The sequence below is a fragment of the Burkholderia sp. AU27893 genome (assembly GCF_002223205.1).
In the GTDB taxonomy this organism is placed as follows: Bacteria; Pseudomonadota; Gammaproteobacteria; order Burkholderiales; family Burkholderiaceae; genus Burkholderia.
The window spans coordinates 519091-539180 of the sequence record NZ_NKFD01000002.1 but is presented as its reverse complement, the minus strand read 5'-3'; the positions used below and the strand labels follow the sequence as shown (position 1 = coordinate 539180).

Genomic DNA, 20090 nt, shown 5'->3' with positions numbered 1-20090 from the left:
GCGGCCCTGCGCTGCATGAAACAACGATGACGAAGCCGCCGAAAATCCCCGAATCCGTTCTTGTCGTGATCTACACGCCCGACCTCGATGTGCTCGTGATCAAGCGTGCCGACCAGCCCGATTTCTGGCAATCGGTGACCGGCTCGAAGGACACGCTCGACGAGCCGCTCGCGCTGACCGCCGCGCGCGAAGTGGCCGAGGAGACCGGCATCGCAGTCGGCACGCCGGACGTGCCGGCCAGCGCGCTCGTCGACTGGCGCCACAAGATCGAATACACGATCTATCCGCAATACTTGCACCGCTACGCCCCGGGCGTCACGCGCAATGTCGAGCACTGGTTCGGCCTGTGCGTGCCGCATCGTGTCGACGTGACGCTGTCGCCGCGCGAGCATGTCGACCATGCATGGCTGCCGTTCCGCGAGGCGGCCGCGCGCTGCTTCTCGCCGTCGAACGCCGAGGCGATCCTGCAACTGCCCGCGCGCGTGGCACTGTCGCGCGCGCCGCACGGCTCGTCCGCATGACGGCGGAAGCCCGCAAGCGCTTCGCGCAATTGCGGCAGATGTTCCTGCAGGAACGCGGTTCCGCGTCGCGGCTCGCCTTCACGTCGGGCAATACCGTGCGATTGTGCGAGACCGGCGGCGAGTTCTTCCGGGCGCTGATCGAGCGGATCGATGCCGCCCGCGAGCAGGTGATGCTCGAAACCTACATCTTCTGCGACGACGCGGCCGGCCGGCCGGTGTCGGACGCATTGATCCGCGCGGCGCAGCGCGGCGTGCGGGTGCGCGTGATCACCGACGGCATCGGCACCGCACGCCTGCCGTTGTTCGATACGTGGGCGGCAGCCGGCGTCGAGCACTGCATCTACAACCGTTACCTGTTCGGCCGCTTCGGCTTTTCGCGCACGCATCGCAAGCTCGCGGTGATCGATCACGCGGTCGCGTTCTGCGGCGGCATCAACATCATCGACGACTACGCGCAGGGCGGCACGACGCTGCCGTTCCCGCGCTGGGATTTCGCGGTCGAGATGGCGGGGCCCGCGGTGTCCGACGTGCGCGCCGCGTTCGAACTGCAGTGGCACCGGATCTTGTTCGGCCACAAGCCGTATGCGCAATACGCGACCGGACTGCATGGCGGCGAAGCATTTCCCGACATGTTCCGCCGCTGGATGCGCAGCCACCGGTGGATCAAGGCCGGTGCGCTGCGGGTCGTGACGGAGCCGAGCGTCGCGTTCGTCGCGCGCGACAACGTCGTGAACCGCCGCGCGATCGAGAAGGCGTATCTCGCCGCGATCGGCCAGGCCCGCCAGCGGATCCTGCTCGCCAATCCGTACTTCATGCCGGGGCGCAAGCTGCGCCGTGCGCTGACGGGCGCCGCGCGACGCGGCGTCGACGTACGGATCCTGATCGGCCGCAAGGAATTCGCGGCCCTCGATACGGCCGTGCCGTTCCTCTATCACGCGCTGCTGCGTGCGGGCGTGCGCGTGGCCGAATACGACAAGACGATGCTGCACGGCAAGGTGGCCGTGATCGACGACAACTGGGCGACGGTCGGCTCGTCGAACCTGGACGCGCTGAGCCTGATGTTGAACAATGAGGCGAATGTCGTGCTGGTGCGCTACGATGCTGTCACGAACGAACTGCGCGACGCGATCGCGACCGCGTTTGCCGACGGCCGGGAAATCGACCCCGCCCGGTTCGCCGCGCGCCCGCGCCTCGAGCGCATGCTGAACTGGCTCGCCTATACGGCGTATCGTCTCGTGATGAAGGCGCTGACGGTCGGCGGTTACGACTGACGAAGACTAAGCGTTCGCTTCAAAAAATCTGTCCGCACGTTCGTGCGGAAAAGCCGCTCCGGTCCCGCCGGAATCGCGCAAAATAGCGGCTCGGTTAGACACCGGTTTCTAATAATTTCCTTGTTTCGCGAGCGGCCGCACTCAATAATAGTACGGCCGTTCGATTTTATTCGAACCCCCGAACGGTTACAGAAATAGCTATGCGAAAAGGCGAACAGACGCGTGCCGCGATACTTGAAGCTGCTTTGGACCTCGCCAGCCGTGACGGGCTGGAGGGGCTGACGATCGGCCTGCTGGCCGAGCGCATGCAGATGAGCAAGAGCGGTGTGTTCGCGCACTTCGGATCGCGTGAGGACCTGCAGGTCGAGGTCGTCCGCGAGTATCACCATCGTTTCGAAAACGAGGTGTTCTTTCCGAGCCTGCGCGAGCCGCGAGGCTTGCCGCGCCTTCGGGCGATGCTGGCCCGCTGGACGGAGAAGCGCATCCAGGAGGTGACGACCGGGTGCATCTACATCAGCGGTGCGGTCGAGTACGACGACCGGCCTGACAGCCCCGTGCGCGAGCAGTTGATCGCAAGCGTGACGGCCTGGCGTGCCGCGATGCTGCGTGCCATTTCGCAGGCGAAGGAAGAAGGCCATCTGCGTGCGGATACGGATCCGGACCTGATGCTCTTCGAGTTGTATAGCTTCACGCTCGGCCTGCATCACGACGCACGCTTCCTGCATTCGCCGGACGCCGTGCGCCTCACGTGGGCCGCGCTGGAAAAGACGATTGTTTCGTATCAGAGCGAGAGCCGTTAGCGGCGCGTGATCCGCCCGCCAGGAGCTCGAGCCGTTTTGCCCACCTTTGGAGAGAGTCATGGGACAGTACGCCGCGCCGCTGCGCGACATGCAATTCGTGTTGCACGAGCTTCTGAACGTCGAAGCCGAAGTCAAGCAAATGCCCAAGCATGCGGACCTCGACGCCGACACGATCAACCAGGTCCTCGAGGAAGCGGGCAAGTTCTGCTCCGAGGTACTGTTCCCGCTGAACCAGGTCGGCGATCGCGAAGGCTGCACGTATGAAGGCGACGGCGTCGTGAAGACCCCGACCGGCTTCAAGGAAGCCTACCAGCAGTACGTCGAGGCCGGCTGGCCGGCGCTCGGCTGCGATCCGGACTACGGCGGCCAGGGCCTGCCCGCGTTCGTGAACAACGCGCTCTACGAAATGCTGAACTCGGCGAACCAGGCCTGGACGATGTATCCGGGCCTGTCGCACGGCGCCTACGAGTGCCTGCACGCGCACGGCGCACCGGAACTGCAGCAGCGCTACCTGCCGAAGCTCGTGACGGGCGAATGGACGGGCACGATGTGCCTGACCGAGCCGCACTGCGGCACCGACCTCGGCATCCTGCGCACCAAGGCCGAACCCAACGCCGACGGCTCGTACTCGATCAGCGGCACGAAGATCTTCATCTCGAGCGGCGAGCACGACATGTCGAAGAACATCATCCACCTCGTGCTCGCGCGCCTGCCGGACGCGCCGCAGGGCACCAAGGGGATCTCGCTGTTCATCGTGCCGAAGTTCATCCCCGACGCAGCGGGCGAGCCGGGCGAGCGCAACGGCATCAAGTGCGGCTCGATCGAGCACAAGATGGGCATCCACGGCAACTCGACGTGCGTGATGAACCTCGACGGCGCGAAGGGCTGGATGGTCGGCGAGCCGAACAAGGGCTTGAACGCGATGTTCGTGATGATGAATGCCGCGCGCCTCGGCGTCGGCATGCAAGGCCTCGGCCTCACGGAAGTCGCGTACCAGAATTCGCTCACCTATGCGAAGGAGCGCCTGCAGATGCGCTCGCTGACGGGCCCGAAGGCACCGGACAAACCGGCCGACCCGATCATCGTGCACCCGGACGTGCGCCGCATGCTGCTCACGCAGAAGGCTTACGCCGAAGGCGCGCGCGCATTCACGTACTGGTCCGCGCTGCAGATCGACAAGGAGCTGTCGCACGCCGACGAAGCGGTGCGCAAGGAAGCGGCCGACCTCGTCGCGCTGCTCACGCCGATCATCAAGGCGTTCCTGACCGACAACGCATTCGAGTCGACCAACCACGCGATGCAGATCTACGGCGGCCACGGCTTCATCTCCGAGTGGGGCATGGAGCAGTACGTGCGCGACGCGCGGATCAACATGATCTACGAAGGCACGAACTCGATCCAGTCGCTCGACCTGCTGGGCCGCAAGGTGCTCGGCGACATGGGCGCGAAGCTGAAGAAGTTCGGCAAACTCGTCACGGAATTCGCGGAAGCCGAAGGCGTGAAGCCGGAAATGGCCGAGTTCATCAACCCGCTCGCCGACATCGGCGAGAAGGTCCAGAAGCTGACGATGGAAATCGGCATGAAGGCGATGCAGAACCCGGACGAAGTCGGCGCGGCCGCCGTGCCGTACCTGCGCACCGTCGGCCACCTGGTGTTCTCGTACTTCTGGGCGCGCATGGCGCGCCTCGCACTCGACAAGGAAGCGTCGGGCGATCCGTTCTACAAGTCGAAGCTCGCCACCGCCCGCTTCTACTTCGCGCGCCTGCTGCCCGAGACGGCGTCGACGATCCGCGCGGCGCGCGCCGGTTCGAAGACGCTGATGGAAGTCGACGAATCGCTGTTCTGACGCGAGTCCGGGCGGTGCGCGCCGCGTGCCGCGCCGCCCGAACGCAACGGTTCCTGGTACTCACTTCGCCGTGCAGCCCCCACCTCCCGCGCTGCACGACACTATCCGGAGACATCCCGTGAGCAATTTCCTGATTCGCAAGGTCGCCGTGCTGGGCGCCGGCGTGATGGGCGCGCAGATCGCCGCGCACCTCATCAACGCGCGCGTGCCGGTGCTGCTGTTCGACCTGCCGGCCAAGGAAGGCCCGAAAAACGCGATCGCGCTGAAGGCGATCGAGAACCTGAAGAAGCTGTCGCCCGCGCCGTTCGGCGTGAAGGACGACGCGAAGTACCTCGAGGCAGCGAACTACGAAGACGACATCGCGAAACTCGCCGAGTGCGACGTCGTGATCGAGGCGATCGCCGAGCGGATGGACTGGAAGCACGACCTGTACAAGAAGGTCGCACCGCACATCGCACCGAACGCGATCTTCGCGACCAACACGTCGGGCCTGTCGATCACGAAGCTGTCCGAAGGTTTCTCGGACGAGCTGAAGTCGCGCTTCTGCGGCGTGCACTTCTTCAACCCGCCGCGCTACATGCACCTGGTCGAGCTGATCCCGACCGCGCACACGCGCCCGGAGATCCTCGACCAGCTCGAAACCTTCCTGACGAGCATCGTCGGCAAGGGTGTCGTGCGCGCGAAGGATACGCCGAACTTCATCGCGAACCGCGTCGGCATCTTTTCGATCCTCGCGGTGATCACCGAGGCCGCGCAGTTCGGCCTGCGCTTCGACGAAGTCGACGACCTGACGGGCAGCCGCCTCGGCCGCGCGAAGTCGGCGACGTTCCGCACCGCGGACGTGGTCGGCCTCGACACGATGGCGCACGTGATCAAGACGATGCAGGACAACCTCGCCGACGATCCGTTCTTCCCGGTCTACCAGACGCCTGCCGTGCTCGCCGAACTGGTGAAGCAGGGCGCGCTCGGTCAGAAGACGGGCGGCGGTTTCTACAAGAAGGAAGGCAAGGCGATCAAGGTGCTCGACGCGAAGACGGGCACCTACGTGGATTCGGGCGCGAAGGCGGACGAAACCGTCGGCCGCATCCTGAAGCGCCCGCCGGCGGAACGCCTGAAGCTGCTGCGTGAAACGGACCATCCGCACGCGCAGTTCCTGTGGTCGATCTTCCGCGACGTGTTCCACTACATCGGCGTGCATCTCGAATCGATCGCCGACAACGCGCGCGACGTCGACCTCGCGATCCGCTGGGGCTTCGGCTGGAACGAAGGCCCGTTCGAAGGCTGGCAGGCTGCCGGCTGGAAGCAGGTCGCCGAGTGGGTGCAGGAAGACATCGCGGCCGGCAAGGCGCTCGCGAACGTGCCGCTGCCGTCGTGGGTGCTCGAAGGCGCGGTTGCGGAAAAGGGTGGCGTGCACACGGCCGAAGGCTCGTGGGCGCCGGCAGCGAAGCGCTTCGTGCCGCGTTCGGACCTCGCCGTCTACGACAAGCAGGTATTCCGCGCGCCGCTGCTCGGCGAAGCCGGTGCCGATCCGAAGACGTACGGCAAGACGCTGTTCGAGACCGATGCCGTGCGTGCCTGGGTCGACGACCGCGCGGGTGAAGACGACGTCGTGATCGTGTCGTTCAAGTCGAAGATGAACACGATCGGACCGAGCGTGATCGACGGCCTCGTGCAAGCCATCGAACTCGCGGAGAAGGACTACAAGGGCGTCGTGATCTGGCAACCGACGTCGCTGAAGCTCGGCACGCCGGGCGGCCCGTTCTCGGCCGGTGCGAACCTCGAAGAGGCGATGCCCGCGTTCATGATGGGCGGCGCGAAGGGCATCGAGCCGTTCGTGAAGAAGTTCCAGGAAGGCATGCTGCGCGTGAAGTACGCGAACGTGCCGGTCGTCGCAGCCGTGTCGGGCATCGCGCTCGGCGGCGGGTGCGAGCTGATGCTGCACAGCGCGAAGCGCGTCGTGCACGTCGAGAGCTACATCGGTCTCGTCGAAGTGGGCGTCGGCCTCGTGCCGGCGGGCGGCGGCCTGAAGGAAGCCGCGCTGCGCGCAGCGGACGCCGCAACGGCCGCGAACGCGACCACCGACATCCTGAAGTTCGTCACGAAGTCGTTCGAGAACGCGGCGATGGCGAAGGTGTCGGCGTCCGCGCACGATGCCCGTGCGATGGGCTACGTGAAGCCGTCCGACACGATCATCTTCAACGTGTTCGAACTGCTCGACACCGCGAAGAAGGAAGCGCGTGCACTGGCCGCAACCGGCTACCGCGCACCGCTGCGCGCGAAGGACGTGCCGGTCGCCGGCCGTTCGGCGATCGCGACGATCAAGGCATCGCTCGTCAACATGCGTGACGGCCGCTTCATCAGCGACCACGACTACCTGATCGCGAGCCGCATCGCCGAAGCCGTGTGCGGCGGCGACGTCGAAGCCGGCAGCCTGGTCGACGAGCAGTGGCTGCTCGCGCTGGAGCGCCGTGCGTTCGTCGAGCTGCTCGGCACGCAGAAGACGCAGGAACGGATCATGGGCATGTTGCAGACCGGCAAGCCGGTGCGTAACTGAGCGAGCGGATAAGGCAAGGAGTCTCAAATGAGCAAACAATTGCAAGACGCATACATCGTCGCCGCCAGCCGCACGCCGATCGGCAAGGCCCCGCGCGGTGTCTTCAAGAACACGCGCCCGGACGAGCTGCTGGTCCACGCGCTCAAGTCGGCGGTGGCGCAGGTGCCCGGCTTCGACACGAAGCTGATCGAAGACGCGATCATCGGCTGCGCGATTCCGGAAGCCGAGCAGGGGCTGAACGTCGCGCGGATGGGCGCGCTGCTCGCGGGCCTGCCGCAGACGGTCGGCGGCGTGACGGTCAACCGCTTCTGCGCGTCGGGCATCACGGCGCTGGCGATGGCGGCCGACCGCATCCGCGTCGGCGAATCCGACGCGATCTTCGCGGGCGGCTGCGAATCGATGAGCATGGTGCCGATGATGGGCAACAAGCCGTCGATGTCGCCGCACATCTTCGATCGCAATGAAGACTTCGGCATCGCGTACGGGATGGGCCTGACGGCCGAGCGCGTCGCGGAGCAGTGGAAGGTGAGCCGCGAAGACCAGGACGCGTTCTCGGTCGAGTCGCACCGCAAGGCGCTTGCCGCCCAGCAGGCCGGCGAGTTCAACGACGAGATCGCCGCGTACACGATCACCGAGCGTTTCCCGAACCTCGCGACCGGTGACGTCGACGTGAAGACGCGCGAGATCAAGCTCGACGAAGGTCCGCGCGCCGATACGTCGATCGAAGGCCTCGCGAAGCTGCGCACGGTGTTCGCGAACAAGGGCTCGGTCACGGCCGGCAACAGCTCGCAGACGTCGGACGGCGCGGGCGCGCTTCTGGTCGTGTCGGAGAAGGTGCTCAAGGAATTCAACCTGACGCCGCTCGCGCGCTTCGTGAGTTTCGCGGTGCGTGGCGTGCCGCCGGAAATCATGGGTATCGGCCCGAAGGAAGCGATTCCGGCCGCGCTGAAGGCCGCCGGCCTGAAGCAGGACGATCTCGACTGGATCGAGCTGAACGAAGCGTTCGCCGCGCAGTCGCTGGCGGTGATGCGCGATCTCGGCCTCGACCCGTCGAAGGTCAACCCGATGGGCGGCGCGATCGCACTCGGCCACCCGCTCGGCGCGACCGGCGCGATCCGCGCGGCGACCGTCGTGCACGGCCTGCGCCGCCGTAACCTGAAGTACGGGATGGTCACGATGTGCGTCGGCACCGGCATGGGCGCGGCGGGCATCATCGAACGCCTGTAAGCGGAGCACGACGACAAGCTGCGACGGTGCGCGGGCCACGAGCTCGCGCACCGTTTTTTCATTCCGATAGAGGAAAGTCAAAGGAGACGGTTGTGGCCGAAATTCAAGTGGAACGCGCCGACGGCGTGATGACGATCACGATCGCGCGCCCGGCGAAGAAGAATGCGCTGACGGCGGCGATGTACCAGACGATGGCCGACGCACTCGCCGAAGCGCAGGAAGACAAGGCGGTTCGCGTGATCCTGCTGCGCGGTGGCGACGGCAACTTCACCTCAGGGAACGATCTCGAGGATTTCCTGAAGTCGCCGCCGAAGGACGACACCGCTCCGGTGTTCCAGTTTCTCGCGCGGATCAGCAGCGCGAGCAAGCCGATCGTGGCCGCGGTGCCGGGCCTGGCGATCGGCGTCGGCGTGACGATGCTGCTGCACTGCGATCTGGTCTACGCGGCCGACACCGCGACGTTCTCGCTGCCGTTCACGCAGCTCGGGCTGTGCCCGGAAGCCGCGTCGAGCGTGCTGCTGCCGCGTCTGGCCGGCCATCAGGTCGCGGCCGAGAAGCTGCTGCTCGGCGAAGCGTTCGACGCGCTGGAAGCGCACCGGATCGGCATCGTCAACCGCGTGCTGCCGGCGGCCGAGCTCGACGCGTTCGCGGCGAAGCAGGCGGCAAAGCTCGCGGCGCTGCCGGCGGCATCGCTGCGTGTGACGAAGGCGCTGCTGAAGGATACGGGCGGCGTGGCGACGCAGGCGCGGATGGCCGAGGAAGCGGGCCACTTCGCCGCGATGCTGCGCGCGCCGGAAGCGCGCGAGGCGATGACGGCGTTCTTCGAGAAGCGCAAGCCGGATTTCCGTCAGTTCGACTGACCGTCTGACGGAGCAGGGCGCGCCGGCGGCGGATTGCCGGCGCGCTCCCGCGATCGCGATCAGGCCGTGCCGTAGTCGACGTGGCCGGTTTCGCGGCAGAAGCTGACGAGCCGCAAGCCGGCCGCTTTCGCGATCTCGATCGCGAGCGACGACGGTGCGGAGATCGTTGCCACCAGCGGGATGCCGACTCGTGCGGCCTTGCGCACGAGCTCGTAGCTCGCGCGGCTCGACAGGAACACGAAGCCGTCGGTCGCGTCGGCGCGCGACAGCACGAGCGAGCCGATCAGCTTGTCGAGTGCGTTGTGGCGGCCGACGTCCTCGAATGCCATCCGGATCGCCCCTGTTGCGTCGCACCACGCGGCCGCGTGCAGGCCGCCCGTGAGCCGCGTGAGCGCCTGGTGAACCGGCAGCGCCTGCGCCGCGCGCGTCAGCGCGTCGGGGGCGAGGCGTGCGAGAAAGCCCGTATCGGGCACGCGTTCGGGCGCGAGGTCGAGCAGGTCGATGCTTTCGATCCCGCAGACGCCGCAGCCGGTACGCCCCGCGAGCGCGCGGCGCCGGTCCTTCAGCGCGGCGAACGCCTGCTGGACGACCTCCAGGTGAACTTCCGCATGCGGCAGCGGCGCGTCGGCGTGCAGGATCACCTCGATGTCCTTGATGTCGCTGCCGCGCGCGACGATCCCCTCCGAGATCGCGAAACCGACCGCGAACGCTTCGAGGTCGCACGGCGTACACATCATCACCGCATGCGAGATGCCGTTGAAGACGAGCGCGACGGGCCATTCCTGGCCCACGTAGTCGTGTGCGGTTTCGACGGCACCGCCGCGCGTGCGGCGCACGGACAGTTCGATCGCGCCGCGCGGTTCGTCGCGCAAGTCGCCGGATTCGGTCGGATTCACGAGCACTCCCGTTGATTCGGCGCGCGGCCGGCGGCAATCGTATCCGCCACCCGCGCGCAGAGGTTCTAAAATACCCCAGGCAAGCCGGCCGCGCCGGTATCCGCCATATCAGGTCACGATCATGGGACTCAGCGACGCTCCACTGCTATTCGCCTTCGAACACGATTCGTCGGAAAACTTCACGTACATCCCGATGATCGTGCGTTTCAATCTCGACCGTTTCGGTCTGCGGATCTCACTGGAGCAGTGGCAGTTGCTGCCGCTCGAGGATCGCAAACTGCTCGCGCGCTTTCCGGCCGACGAGGACACCGCGATCGAGCCCAACTTCGATCACGCGCTGTTCGAAATGCTGCGTACGCACGCGGATCTGGAGCCCTCGTGGTTCCAGCCGGACGAGCAGCCGGCCTGGCGCGCCACCGACAGCGTGCCGGAGTCGCTCGTGCAGCAGAGCGCGCTGGCCGGGCTGATGGCGCCCGAGCTTGCACAGTGGCAGCGGCTCGCGCCGTTCCAGCGCTACGTGCTGGTGAAGCTGTCGCGCAAGCCGAAGCTGAACCACGATTTCCTGCCCGCGATGCGGGAGTTCGGGCTGACGGCCACGCACTGAGGCGGCCGAAGGCAAGGGGAAGCGCCGCCGCGCGGCGCTCGTCCGTCAGAGCGGCGGCAGTTGCCGCGGCTTGCGGTCGGAGCCGGTCGCGACGTAGGTGAGCGTCGCTTCGGTGACCTTCACGACCTCGCCCATCAGGCGCATGCGCTGTGCGTACACCTCGACGTCGACCGTGATCGACGTGTTGCCGGTACGCGTGATGGTCGCGTAGAAGCTCAGCAGATCGCCGACGAACACCGGCTGCTTGAACACGAACGAATTGACCGCGACCGTCGCGACGCGACCGTTCGCGCGCTGGCTCGCGGGGATCGAGCCGGCGATGTCGACCTGCGACATGATCCAGCCGCCGAATACGTCGCCGTGGACGTTCGCGTCGTGCGGTTGCGGGACGACGCGCAGCGCGGGCTGCTTTTGCGGGAGTTCGAGGGTCGAATCGGTCATGGCGGGGGCTTTCATCCTGTAATAAATACGCCGCCACGCGCAGGCCGGCCGGCGAGGGCGCCGGCAGCGGCGCGAAGCGGCTTCTGCGACAATACAACGTTCGCAAATTGTACGAGAAAGTGAGCGAGCCGGCCGCCGATGCGCGCGTCCGGCACCGCCGCCGATCCTTCCCCCATGCGCCGATTTCCTGCTTCCGGCGAGCCCGCGCCGGCTTCGACCGGGCCCCGCAACGACTGGCAAACCATCCGGTCGCTGCTGCCGTACCTGACCACCTACAAATGGCGCGTCGCGCTCGCGCTCGGCTGCCTGATCGGCGCGAAAGTCGCGAACCTCGGCGTGCCGGTCGTGATGAAGCGCATCGTCGACCACCTGTCCTACGTCCAGCAGATCACCGCGATCGGCCGCGCCGAACAGTCGGCCGGCATCGTGCTCGCGGGCGGGGTGGGGCTGCTGGTCGTTGCGTATGCGCTCGTGCGGCTGTCCACGTCGTTGTTTACCGAGCTGCGCGAGATCCTGTTCTCGAAGGTCACCGAGAGCGCGGTGCGCCAGCTCGCGCTGCAGGTGTTCCGGCACCTGCACGGGCTGTCGCTGCGGTTTCACCTGGAGCGCCAGACCGGCGGCATGTCGCGCGACATCGAGCGCGGCACGCGCGGCATCCAGCAGCTGATTTCGTATTCGCTGTACAGCATCCTGCCGACGCTCGTCGAGGTCGGGCTCGTGCTCGGTTTCTTCGTGGTCAAGTACGAGGCCTATTACGCGTACGTGACGTTCGCGGCGCTGGTGACGTACATCGTGTTCACGGTGAAGGTCACCAACTGGCGCACGCATTTTCGCCGCACGATGAACGAACTCGATTCGCGCGCGAACTCGCGGGCGATCGATTCGCTGATCAACTATGAGACGGTCAAGTATTTCGGCAACGAGGAGTGGGAAGCGCAGCGTTACGACGAGAACCTGAAGCGCTACCGGAAAGCCGCGATCCGTTCGCAGAATTCGCTGTCGGTGCTGAACTTCGGCCAGCAGGCGATCATCGGCACGGGGCTCGTGTTCATCCTGTGGCGCGCGACGCAGGGCGTGCTCGCGGGCAAGCTGACACTCGGCGACCTGGTGCTGATCAACACGTTCATGCTGCAGCTGTACATCCCGCTGAATTTTCTCGGCGTCGTCTATCGCGAGCTGAAGCAGAGCCTCACCGACATGGATCGCATGTTCGGCCTGCTGTCGGCCGCGAAGGAAGTGGCCGATTTGCCCGATGCTCGGCCGCTCGCGGTCGCCGGCGCGCAGGTGCGCTTCGAGCACGTGAATTTCGCGTACGAGCCGGCGCGGCAGATCCTGCACGACGTGTCGTTCACGATCGAAGCAGGGACGACGACCGCGGTGGTCGGCCATAGCGGCTCCGGGAAGTCGACGCTGTCGCGGCTGCTGTTCCGCTTCTACGATCTCGACCGGCAGGCGGGCGGGGCGATCCGGATCGACGGCCAGGACATCCGCGACGTCACGCAGGACTCGCTGCGCGCGTCGATCGGGATCGTGCCGCAGGACACCGTGCTGTTCAACGACTCGATCTACTACAACATCGCGTACGGCCGGCCCACCGCGACCCGCGACGAAGTGATCGCGGCCGCGCGTGCCGCGCACATCCACGATTTCATCGAAAGCCTGCCGAAGGGTTACGACACGCCGGTCGGCGAGCGCGGGCTGAAGCTGTCGGGCGGCGAGAAGCAGCGCGTCGCGATCGCGCGCACGCTGTTGAAGAACCCGCCGGTGCTGTTGTTCGACGAAGCGACGTCGGCGCTCGATTCGCGCTCGGAGCGCGCGATCCAGCACGAACTCGACCAGATCGCGCGGCATCGCACGACGCTCGTGATCGCGCACCGTCTGTCGACGGTCGTGCACGCGCAACAGATCCTCGTGATGGACCACGGGCGGATCGTCGAGCGCGGCACGCACGACGAACTCGTGCGCGCCGACGGGTTGTATGCGCAGATGTGGGCGCTGCAGCAGCAGCGCGCGGCGGCGGGCGGGGAAGAGGCGGAAGCCGCGTGAGCGGTGGGGCTGCGCGCGGGGTGGGCGCAGCAGGACGGGGCACGTTTGATGGGCGGGAGCCGGGCCGGCATGGCGGTCCGACACGCGCGGACCCTTTGATCGGCCAGGCCAACGCCGCCAGTTCGCCGGTCAGCCAGCTAGCCAACAAGTCAGTCAGCTGACCGGTCAGTTCGTCGATCAGCCCGACGACCCGTCAGCCGGTCACTCCGCGGCGCGCAGCCGCGCATCCAGCTCGCCGAGCTGCGCGGGAGTGCCGACGTTCTCCCAGATACCTTCATACAGTTCGCCGCTCGCGCGGCCGGCCTCGATCGCCGCGCGATAGTACGGCGTCAGCGCGCGCCGCGTGCCGGGCGCGAGATCGCGGAACATCCGCGTGTCGTACAGGCCGATGTTGCCGAACGTGAAGCGCGCGGCGCCGTCGAGCGCAAGGCGGCCATCGTCGCCGAGCGCGAAGTCGCCGGCCGGGTGGAACGGCGGGTTCGGCACCATCACGAGGTGCATCGCCGGCGCGTCGAGCGCGGCCATCCGGGCGGCGCGCGGCGCGAGCGACCGGTAGTCGAACGCGCAGTAGACATCGCCGCTGACCGCCGCGAACACGGCCGGCTGCCCGCCGCGTTCGAGCAGCGGCAACGCCTGCGCGATGCCGCCCGCGGTTTCCAGCGCGTCGCCTTCAGCCGAATACACGAGCCGCACGCCCCAGCGCGAACCGTCGCCCAGCGCAGCCTCGATTTGCTCGCCGAGCCACGCGTGGTTGATCACGATCGTCTCGATGCCTGCGCGGGCGAGCGCTTCGATCTGCCACACGATCAGCGGCTTGCCGCCCGCTTCGAGCAGCGGCTTCGGGCGGGTGTCGGTGAGCGGGCGCATCCGTTCGCCGCGCCCGGCGGCGAAGATCATCGCCGTGGTCAGGGTGTTGCTCATGTTCGGCCGGGTGTCAGGAGAGTCGGAACGGATCAGAACGTATAGCCGACGTCGGCCGGTGCGTTGCCCTCGAGCTCGTCGAGCAGCTTCGCGAACGGCACGAGCGGGCGATAGCGCAGCGCGACCTTGCGCGCGTACGCGATGAAGCGCGGCAGGTCGTTCAGGTAGTGCGGCTTGCCGTCACGGTAATTGATACGCGCGAACAGGCCGAGCACCTTGATGTGGCGCTGTAGCCCCATCCATTCGAGCTGGCGGTAGAACTCGCCGAAATCGGGGTCGACCGGCAGGCCGGCCTTTTTCGCCTTTTCCCAGTAGTACGCGAAGCAGTCGAGCTCGAACTCCTCGTCCCAGCTGATGAACGCGTCGCGCAGCAGCGACACGACGTCGTACGTCAGCGGCCCGTAGACGGCGTCCTGGAAATCGAGAATGCCCGGGTTGGGCTCGCACACCATCAGGTTGCGCGGCATGAAATCGCGCAGCATGAAACCCTGCGGCTGCGCGTGCGCGCTGGCGACCAGCAGCGCGAAGGTGCGGTCGAGCGTGCCGCGCATCGCGTCGGTGACCGGCTTGCCGAGGTGGCGGCCGACGAACCATTCGGGCATCAGCTCCATCTCGCGGCGCAGGAATGCCTCGTCGAACGGCGGCAGCACGTCGGGCTTCGACGTGAGCTGGAAGCGGATCAGCGCGTCGAGCGCCGCGCGCATCAGCGGTTTCGCGGCGGCCGGGTCGGCCGGATCGAGCACCGAGATGTACGACGTGCGGCCGAGATCGGTCACGAGCATGAAGCCCGCGTCGAAATCGTGGGCCAGCACGTCCGGCACGTGGTCGCCGGCCGCGGCGAGCAGTTGCGCGACCTGGACGAATTCACGGCACTTCTCGGGCGGCGGCGCGTCGACGGCGATCAGCGTGCCGCCGGCGCTCGTGGCCGACGCGACACGGAAATAGCGGCGGAAACTGGCGTCCGACGAGGCGGGCGCGAGGGTCGACAGGTCGAGCGCATAGCGTTCGGCGAGCGGGTGCAGCCACGCGGTGAGCGCTTCGAGGCGGGCGTCGGGCTGGGATGCGGCGGATGGGGGCGTCATGAAACTCGGCGGAGGGGGGAACGTCTTGCCATATAATACCCCACGACTTTTTTGACGCGCCCCGCGTCAGCTTTCCGCCGTGCAGGCCCGCCGCCTGTCGCGCGGTCGCCCGAACGCCTCCCCGGTTTGCGCTCAGCCGCAGTCGCGGTGCGACGGTGCGGCCTGCCGCGCGCGCATGTGCCGCGACGGCGCGGTTGACAAGGGGCGATTCGCCAAACGATAGATGCCGCCCAAACCGCTATTCCCGAATGTTTTCCCCGGTGACGGGGCGCCGCGCAAACGGCGGCTCGCGCTCGCACTCCTGGCCGTGCCCGGCCTCGTGCCGGCCGTGTCGTACGCGCAGCTGTCGGGCGCGGCCGCGCAGCCGCAGCCGCTCGACTCGCCGTGGGATCTGCGTCTCGCGCCCCAGCTCGAGGATCATCCGCTGAAGGACGGCGCGAAGCCGGCCGCGTTCGTGATCGCCGACCACACGAGCGGCACGGCCGAGCAGGATCTCGCCGCGAAGGGTTCGGCCGAGCTGCGGCGCGGTGACGCCGTCGTGAAGGCCGACGCGATCCACTACGATCAGGATACCGACATGGCCGATGCGTACGGCCAGGTCAGGATCAACAATGCCGGCACGTCGTTCGCGGGCCCCGAGGCGCACCTGAAGATCGAGGCGAACCAGGGCTTCATGACGGCGCCGAAGTATCACTTCAACGTGACGGGCGGCTCGGGCAGCGCGGAACGCGTCGACATGGTCGACAACGAGCGCTCGGTGTTCGTCAACGGCACCTACACCGCGTGCCAGTGCTCGACGAACCCCGCGTGGTACATCAAGGGCAGCCGCTTCGACTTCGATACGGGTGCCGACGAAGGCACCGCGCGCAACGGCGTGCTGTTCTTCCAGGGCGTGCCGATCTTCGCGAGCCCGTGGATGACGTTCCCGCTTTCGGGCGAGCGGCGCAGCGGCCTGCTGCCGCCGACGTTCGCGATTAATTCGAGCAACGGGTTCGAACTGTCGCTGCCGTACTACTTCAACATCGCGCCGAACCGCGACCTGACGCTCACGCCGCGCATCATCTCGCGGCGCGGCGTGATGACCGAGGCGACGTTCCGCTACCTGTCGCCGTCGTATTCGGGCACGTTTACGGCCAACTACCTGCCGGATGACCGGCTCGAGCACCGCAACCGCTACGCGATCTACTGGCAGCACCAGCAGAATTTCGGTGGCGGCTTCGGCGGCTACGTCTACTACAACAAGGTCTCGGACAATACCTATCCCGAACAACTGGGTTCGTCGAACCAGTTCATCAACGGGACGCAGACGCTGTACCAGCAGGAAGCGGGCCTCACGTACAACAACGGCCCGTGGTCGGTGCTCGCGCGCTACCAGCACTGGCAGACGCTGCCACCGTCGATCGCGCCGTACAGTCGCGAGCCGCAGTTGAACGTGAAGTACACGAAGTACAACGTCGGCGGCTTCGACTTCGGCGCGGAAGCCGACTATTCGCGGTTCCGCATCACGACCGCCGATGCGACCGAAGGCGACCGGATCGTCTTCAACCCGTACATCGCGTACGGCGTGTACGGCCCCGGTTACTTCGTCGTGCCGAAGGTCCAGTACCACTTCGCGTCGTACGACCTGAACTACCTGTCGTCGAGCACGCCGAACAATCCGAAGCGCTTCACCGAGTCGATCCCGACCGTGAGCTTCGATTCGGGCCTGATCTTCGACCGCTCGGTGCGCCTGTTCGGCCAGGACTTCATCCAGACCCTCGAGCCGCGCCTGTACTACGTGTACACGCCGTATCGCGACCAGTCGAACGCGCCGCTGTTCGACACCGCGGAGTCGGACTTCGGCCTCGCGGAGATCTACCAGCCGAACACGTTCGTCGGCAACGACCGGATCGCCGACGCGAACCGGATCACGGCCGGCCTCACATCGCGCTTCATCGACCCGCGCACCGGCGATGAGCGCGCGCGTTTCGTGATCGCGCAGCAGTATTACTTCGCCGATCAGCGCGTCACGCTGACGCCTGGGCAGAGCGCCGTGCTGGCGCGCCATTCGGACCTGATCGTCGGCGCCGCGCTGAAGCTCGGTTCGGGCTTCATGTCGGAGACGGCGTTCCAGTACAACCAGAACAACAACCAGCTCGTGAAATCGAGCGTCGGTTTCGGCTACAGCCCGGGCGAGCGCCGCGTGATCAACGTCGGCTACCGCTACACGCGATCGAATACCACGCTCGACAACCAGCCGATCAACCAGTTCCTGGTGTCCGCGCAATGGCCGCTCACGCGCCGCCTGTATGCGATCGGCCGCTTCAACTACGACCTCGCCGGCGATCGCGTGGTCGACGGTCTGGTCGGCTTACAATACGACGCGGACTGCTGGGCGCTCGGGGTCGGCGTGCAACGGGCGGCGAACGGCATCAATTCGTCGGGACAGCAGAACTCGTCGACGCGAGTCATGATGCAGCTCACGCTCAAGGGCCTGTCGACCGTCGACAACGGCCTCGTGTCGGCGTTCCGCGCCGGGGTGCCGGGCTACACGCCGCTGCCGCCGCCGCCGCCGCCGATGTCCCGCTTCAGCAACTACGAGTAACGCCGGCTTGTCTGCACCGGTCAGCACGATTTCAATGGAGTTCCAGTGGCAATGAAGAAAACCCTTCGTTTCGCGGCAGTCGTGTCCAGCCTCGCTGCGGCCTCCGCGCTGCTCGCCGCCGCGCCGGCCGCGGCGCAGGCGCTCGGTTCGCAAGGTGCGCAGCTCGCCGACGAAGTCGTCGCGGTCGTCAACAACGACGTGATCACGGGCCGCGAACTCGACCAGCGTGCCGGCCTGATCGCGCGCCGGCTGCAGCAGCAGAGCGCACCCGTGCCGCCGACCGACCAGTTGCGCGCGCAGGTGCTGAACCAGATGGTGCTCGAGCGTATCCAGGTGCAGAAGGCCAAGGACGACGGGATCCGCATCGACGACGCGACCGTGCAGGCCACGCTGCAGCGTCTCGCGCAGGCGAACGGTATGACGCTCGAGCAGTACCGCGCGCGTCTCGAGGCGCAAGGCGTGCCCTGGAGCATCTTCACGAGCGACGCGCGTACCGAACTGATGCTGTCGAAGCTGCGCGAGCGTGAGGTCGACGGCAAGATCACCGTGTCGGACGCCGAGGTCGCGAACTACATCGCGAGCCAGCGCGGGCCGAGCGCGTCGCAGCAGCAGGACCTGCGCTTCCAGCATATCTTCATCAAGGCGCCGACCAACGCGCCGCAGGCCGACATCGAAGCCGCGCAGAAGAAGGCCGACGCGTTGCTGCAGCAGGCGAAGTCGGGCGCCGATTTCGAGAAGCTCGCGAAGAACAATTCGGAAGCGAACGACGCGAAGAAGGGCGGCGACCTCGGCTTCAAGGCACCGAGCGCGCTGCCGGCCGACGTCGTCGACGCCGCATCGAAGCTGCGCCCGGGTCAGGTCAACCCGACGCTGATCCGCGTGCCGGACGGCTTCGAGATCGTGCGCCTCGTCGATCGCCGCCAGAGCCAGGGCGCGTCCGCGGCCGCACCGAAGATCGTCCAGACGCACGTGCGCCACATCCTGCTGCGCGTGGGCGAAGGCAAGTCGGAAGGCCAGGCGCGCCAGCAACTGGCCGACATCCGCAACCAGGTCGAGGCCGGCGGCGATTTCGCGAAGTTCGCGCGCACCTACTCGCAGGACGGCTCGGCGTCGCAAGGCGGCGATCTCGGCTGGATCAGCCCGGGCGAGACCGTGCCGGAATTCGAACGCGCGATGAACAACCTGCAGGACGGCCAGGTCAGCCAGCCGATCCGTACCGAGTACGGCTATCACCTGATCCAGGTGCTGAGCCGCCGCGAAGCGGAAGGCTCGGTGCAGCAGCAGATGGATATCGCGCGCCAGGCGATCGGCCAGCGCAAGGCCGAGCAGGCCTATGCCGACTGGCTGCGCGAGCTGCGCGATTCGTCGTACGTGCAGTACAAGATCGGCGGCGTCGGCCCGGCGAACTGAGCGAGCTTCGGATGACCACACCCGCGCTGCAGATCGCGATCACGACTGGCGAACCCGCGGGGGTCGGCCCGGAGCTGACCGTGCAGGCGCTGCGTGATGCCGCGCAGCGCTGGCCCGACGCACATTTCATCGTGCTCGGCGATGCGGCGCTGCTCGACGCGCGTGCGGCGGCCGTCGGCGCCGACCGGGCCACGCTGGCCGGCGGCGGGCCGGTGTCGGTCGCGCATCACGCGCTCGCCGTGCCCGTGCAGGCGGGCAAGCTGGACGCCGCGAACGGCCCGTACGTGCTCGGGTTGCTCGACGCGGCGATCGACGGTGCGCTGGCAGGCCGGTACGATGCGATCGTCACCGCGCCGCTGCAGAAGAGCACCATCAACGATGCGGGCGTGCCGTTCACCGGCCATACCGAATACCTGGCGGAGCGCACGCATACGCCGCGGGTCGTGATGATGCTGGCCGGTACCGGCCACCAGCCGCTGCGCGTCGCGCTCGCGACCACGCACCTGCCGCTGAAGGACGTGTCCGCCGCACTCACGGTCGACGGGCTCGTCGAGACACTCGCGATCATCGATCGCGACCTGCGGCGTGACTTCGGTCTCGCCGCACCGCGCATCCTCGTGACGGGCCTGAACCCGCACGCGGGCGAGAACGGTTATCTCGGCCGCGAGGAGATCGACGTGATCTCGCCGGCGCTGGCCCGCGCGAACGCGCAGGGCATCGACGCGCGCGGCCCGTATCCGGCCGACACGCTGTTCCAGCCGCGCCATCTCGCGGACGCCGATTGCGTGCTCGCGATGTTCCATGACCAGGGCCTGCCCGTGCTGAAGTATGCGACGTTCGGCGAGGGCATCAACGTGACGCTCGGGCTGCCGATCATCCGGACGTCGGTCGATCACGGCACGGCACTCGATCTGGCCGGCACTGGCCGCGCGGATCCGGGCAGCATGATCGCCGCGCTCGACACGGCCGTCACGATGGCGCGCCATCGCCGCACGGCCTGACGCGGCCCGGCTTCACCTCTTTCGTC

The 20090-nt window shown here is 67.1% G+C and carries 16 protein-coding genes; 12 read left to right on the top strand and 4 right to left on the bottom strand.

The genetic code is table 11. The annotated features are described in order from the left end of the window. The first annotated feature begins 26 nt into the window (after positions 1–26). The 7 genes from nudB to CFB47_RS15595 all read left to right on the top strand — a co-directional run bounded on the left by nudB (position 27) and on the right by CFB47_RS15595 (position 9079). Positions 27–521, top strand: coding sequence for a dihydroneopterin triphosphate diphosphatase (gene nudB / locus CFB47_RS15625; protein ID WP_089440991.1), 495 nt, complete (start codon positions 27–29; stop codon positions 519–521). After that, complete coding sequence (gene clsB, locus CFB47_RS15620; protein ID WP_089461621.1) at positions 518–1792, top strand: cardiolipin synthase ClsB; 1275 nt, start codon at positions 518–520, stop codon at positions 1790–1792. The genes nudB and clsB overlap by 4 nt, the downstream gene beginning before the upstream one ends. 200 nt (positions 1793–1992) lie before the next feature. Continuing rightward, complete coding sequence (locus CFB47_RS15615) at positions 1993–2592, top strand: TetR/AcrR family transcriptional regulator (RefSeq protein WP_006751498.1); 600 nt, start codon at positions 1993–1995, stop codon at positions 2590–2592. Between the two features lie 58 nt (positions 2593–2650). After that, entirely contained in the window at positions 2651–4438 is a 1788-nt protein-coding gene (locus tag CFB47_RS15610) for an acyl-CoA dehydrogenase C-terminal domain-containing protein (protein WP_089461620.1), read from the top strand. Positions 4439–4556: 118 nt separating this feature from the next. Continuing rightward, the gene (locus CFB47_RS15605; RefSeq protein ID WP_089461619.1) at positions 4557–6992 is read left to right on the top strand and encodes a 3-hydroxyacyl-CoA dehydrogenase/enoyl-CoA hydratase family protein; all 2436 of its coding nucleotides are present in this window, start codon (positions 4557–4559) and stop codon (positions 6990–6992) included. 27 nt (positions 6993–7019) lie between these two features. Further along, positions 7020–8219 (top strand): acetyl-CoA C-acyltransferase, encoded by a 1200-nt coding sequence (locus tag CFB47_RS15600; RefSeq protein ID WP_089461618.1) that lies wholly within the window; start codon positions 7020–7022, stop codon positions 8217–8219. A 92-nt stretch (positions 8220–8311) separates the two neighbouring features. Beyond that, positions 8312–9079 carry an enoyl-CoA hydratase gene (locus CFB47_RS15595; protein WP_089456900.1) on the top strand — a complete coding sequence of 256 codons (768 nt, stop codon included), beginning with the start codon at positions 8312–8314 and terminating at the stop codon, positions 9077–9079. Between the two features lie 59 nt (positions 9080–9138). Here the strand turns inward: CFB47_RS15595 and fdhD are convergent, their stop codons facing one another. Then, the gene (gene fdhD / locus CFB47_RS15590) at positions 9139–9981 is read right to left on the bottom strand and encodes a formate dehydrogenase accessory sulfurtransferase FdhD (RefSeq protein WP_373452550.1); all 843 of its coding nucleotides are present in this window, start codon (positions 9979–9981) and stop codon (positions 9139–9141) included. A gap of 115 nt (positions 9982–10096) precedes the next feature. Between fdhD and CFB47_RS15585 the strand changes: the two genes are divergently transcribed. After that, positions 10097–10579: a nitrate reductase associated protein gene (locus CFB47_RS15585; protein WP_089456899.1), complete on the top strand. Its 483-nt coding sequence runs from the start codon at positions 10097–10099 to the stop codon at positions 10577–10579. Between the two features lie 45 nt (positions 10580–10624). Here the strand turns inward: CFB47_RS15585 and CFB47_RS15580 are convergent, their stop codons facing one another. Continuing rightward, positions 10625–11020 (bottom strand): acyl-CoA thioesterase, encoded by a 396-nt coding sequence (locus CFB47_RS15580; RefSeq protein WP_089440986.1) that lies wholly within the window; start codon positions 11018–11020, stop codon positions 10625–10627. A 174-nt stretch (positions 11021–11194) separates the two neighbouring features. Here CFB47_RS15580 and CFB47_RS15570 point away from each other — a divergent pair, with 174 nt between their 5' ends. Beyond that, positions 11195–13066, top strand: coding sequence for an ABC transporter ATP-binding protein/permease (locus tag CFB47_RS15570; protein ID WP_089440984.1), 1872 nt, complete (start codon positions 11195–11197; stop codon positions 13064–13066). Between the two features lie 201 nt (positions 13067–13267). Here CFB47_RS15570 and murU read toward each other — a convergent pair whose 3' ends face one another. After that, positions 13268–13987 carry an N-acetylmuramate alpha-1-phosphate uridylyltransferase MurU gene (gene murU / locus CFB47_RS15565; RefSeq protein ID WP_089461617.1) on the bottom strand — a complete coding sequence of 240 codons (720 nt, stop codon included), beginning with the start codon at positions 13985–13987 and terminating at the stop codon, positions 13268–13270. Between the two features lie 32 nt (positions 13988–14019). Continuing rightward, on the bottom strand, positions 14020–15069 hold the full coding sequence (locus CFB47_RS15560) for an aminoglycoside phosphotransferase family protein (RefSeq protein ID WP_089446375.1): 1050 nt from the start codon (positions 15067–15069) through the stop codon (positions 14020–14022). A 223-nt stretch (positions 15070–15292) separates the two neighbouring features. Here CFB47_RS15560 and CFB47_RS15555 point away from each other — a divergent pair, with 223 nt between their 5' ends. From CFB47_RS15555 to pdxA, 3 genes are read left to right on the top strand one after another with little or no spacing between them, the layout of a single operon-like run. After that, entirely contained in the window at positions 15293–17653 is a 2361-nt protein-coding gene (locus tag CFB47_RS15555; RefSeq protein WP_089461616.1) for an LPS-assembly protein LptD, read from the top strand. A 51-nt stretch (positions 17654–17704) separates the two neighbouring features. Continuing rightward, positions 17705–19063: a peptidylprolyl isomerase gene (locus CFB47_RS15550; protein WP_089461615.1), complete on the top strand. Its 1359-nt coding sequence runs from the start codon at positions 17705–17707 to the stop codon at positions 19061–19063. Positions 19064–19074: 11 nt separating this feature from the next. Then, entirely contained in the window at positions 19075–20064 is a 990-nt protein-coding gene (gene pdxA, locus CFB47_RS15545; protein WP_089461614.1) for a 4-hydroxythreonine-4-phosphate dehydrogenase PdxA, read from the top strand. Positions 20065–20090 lie beyond the last annotated feature (26 nt).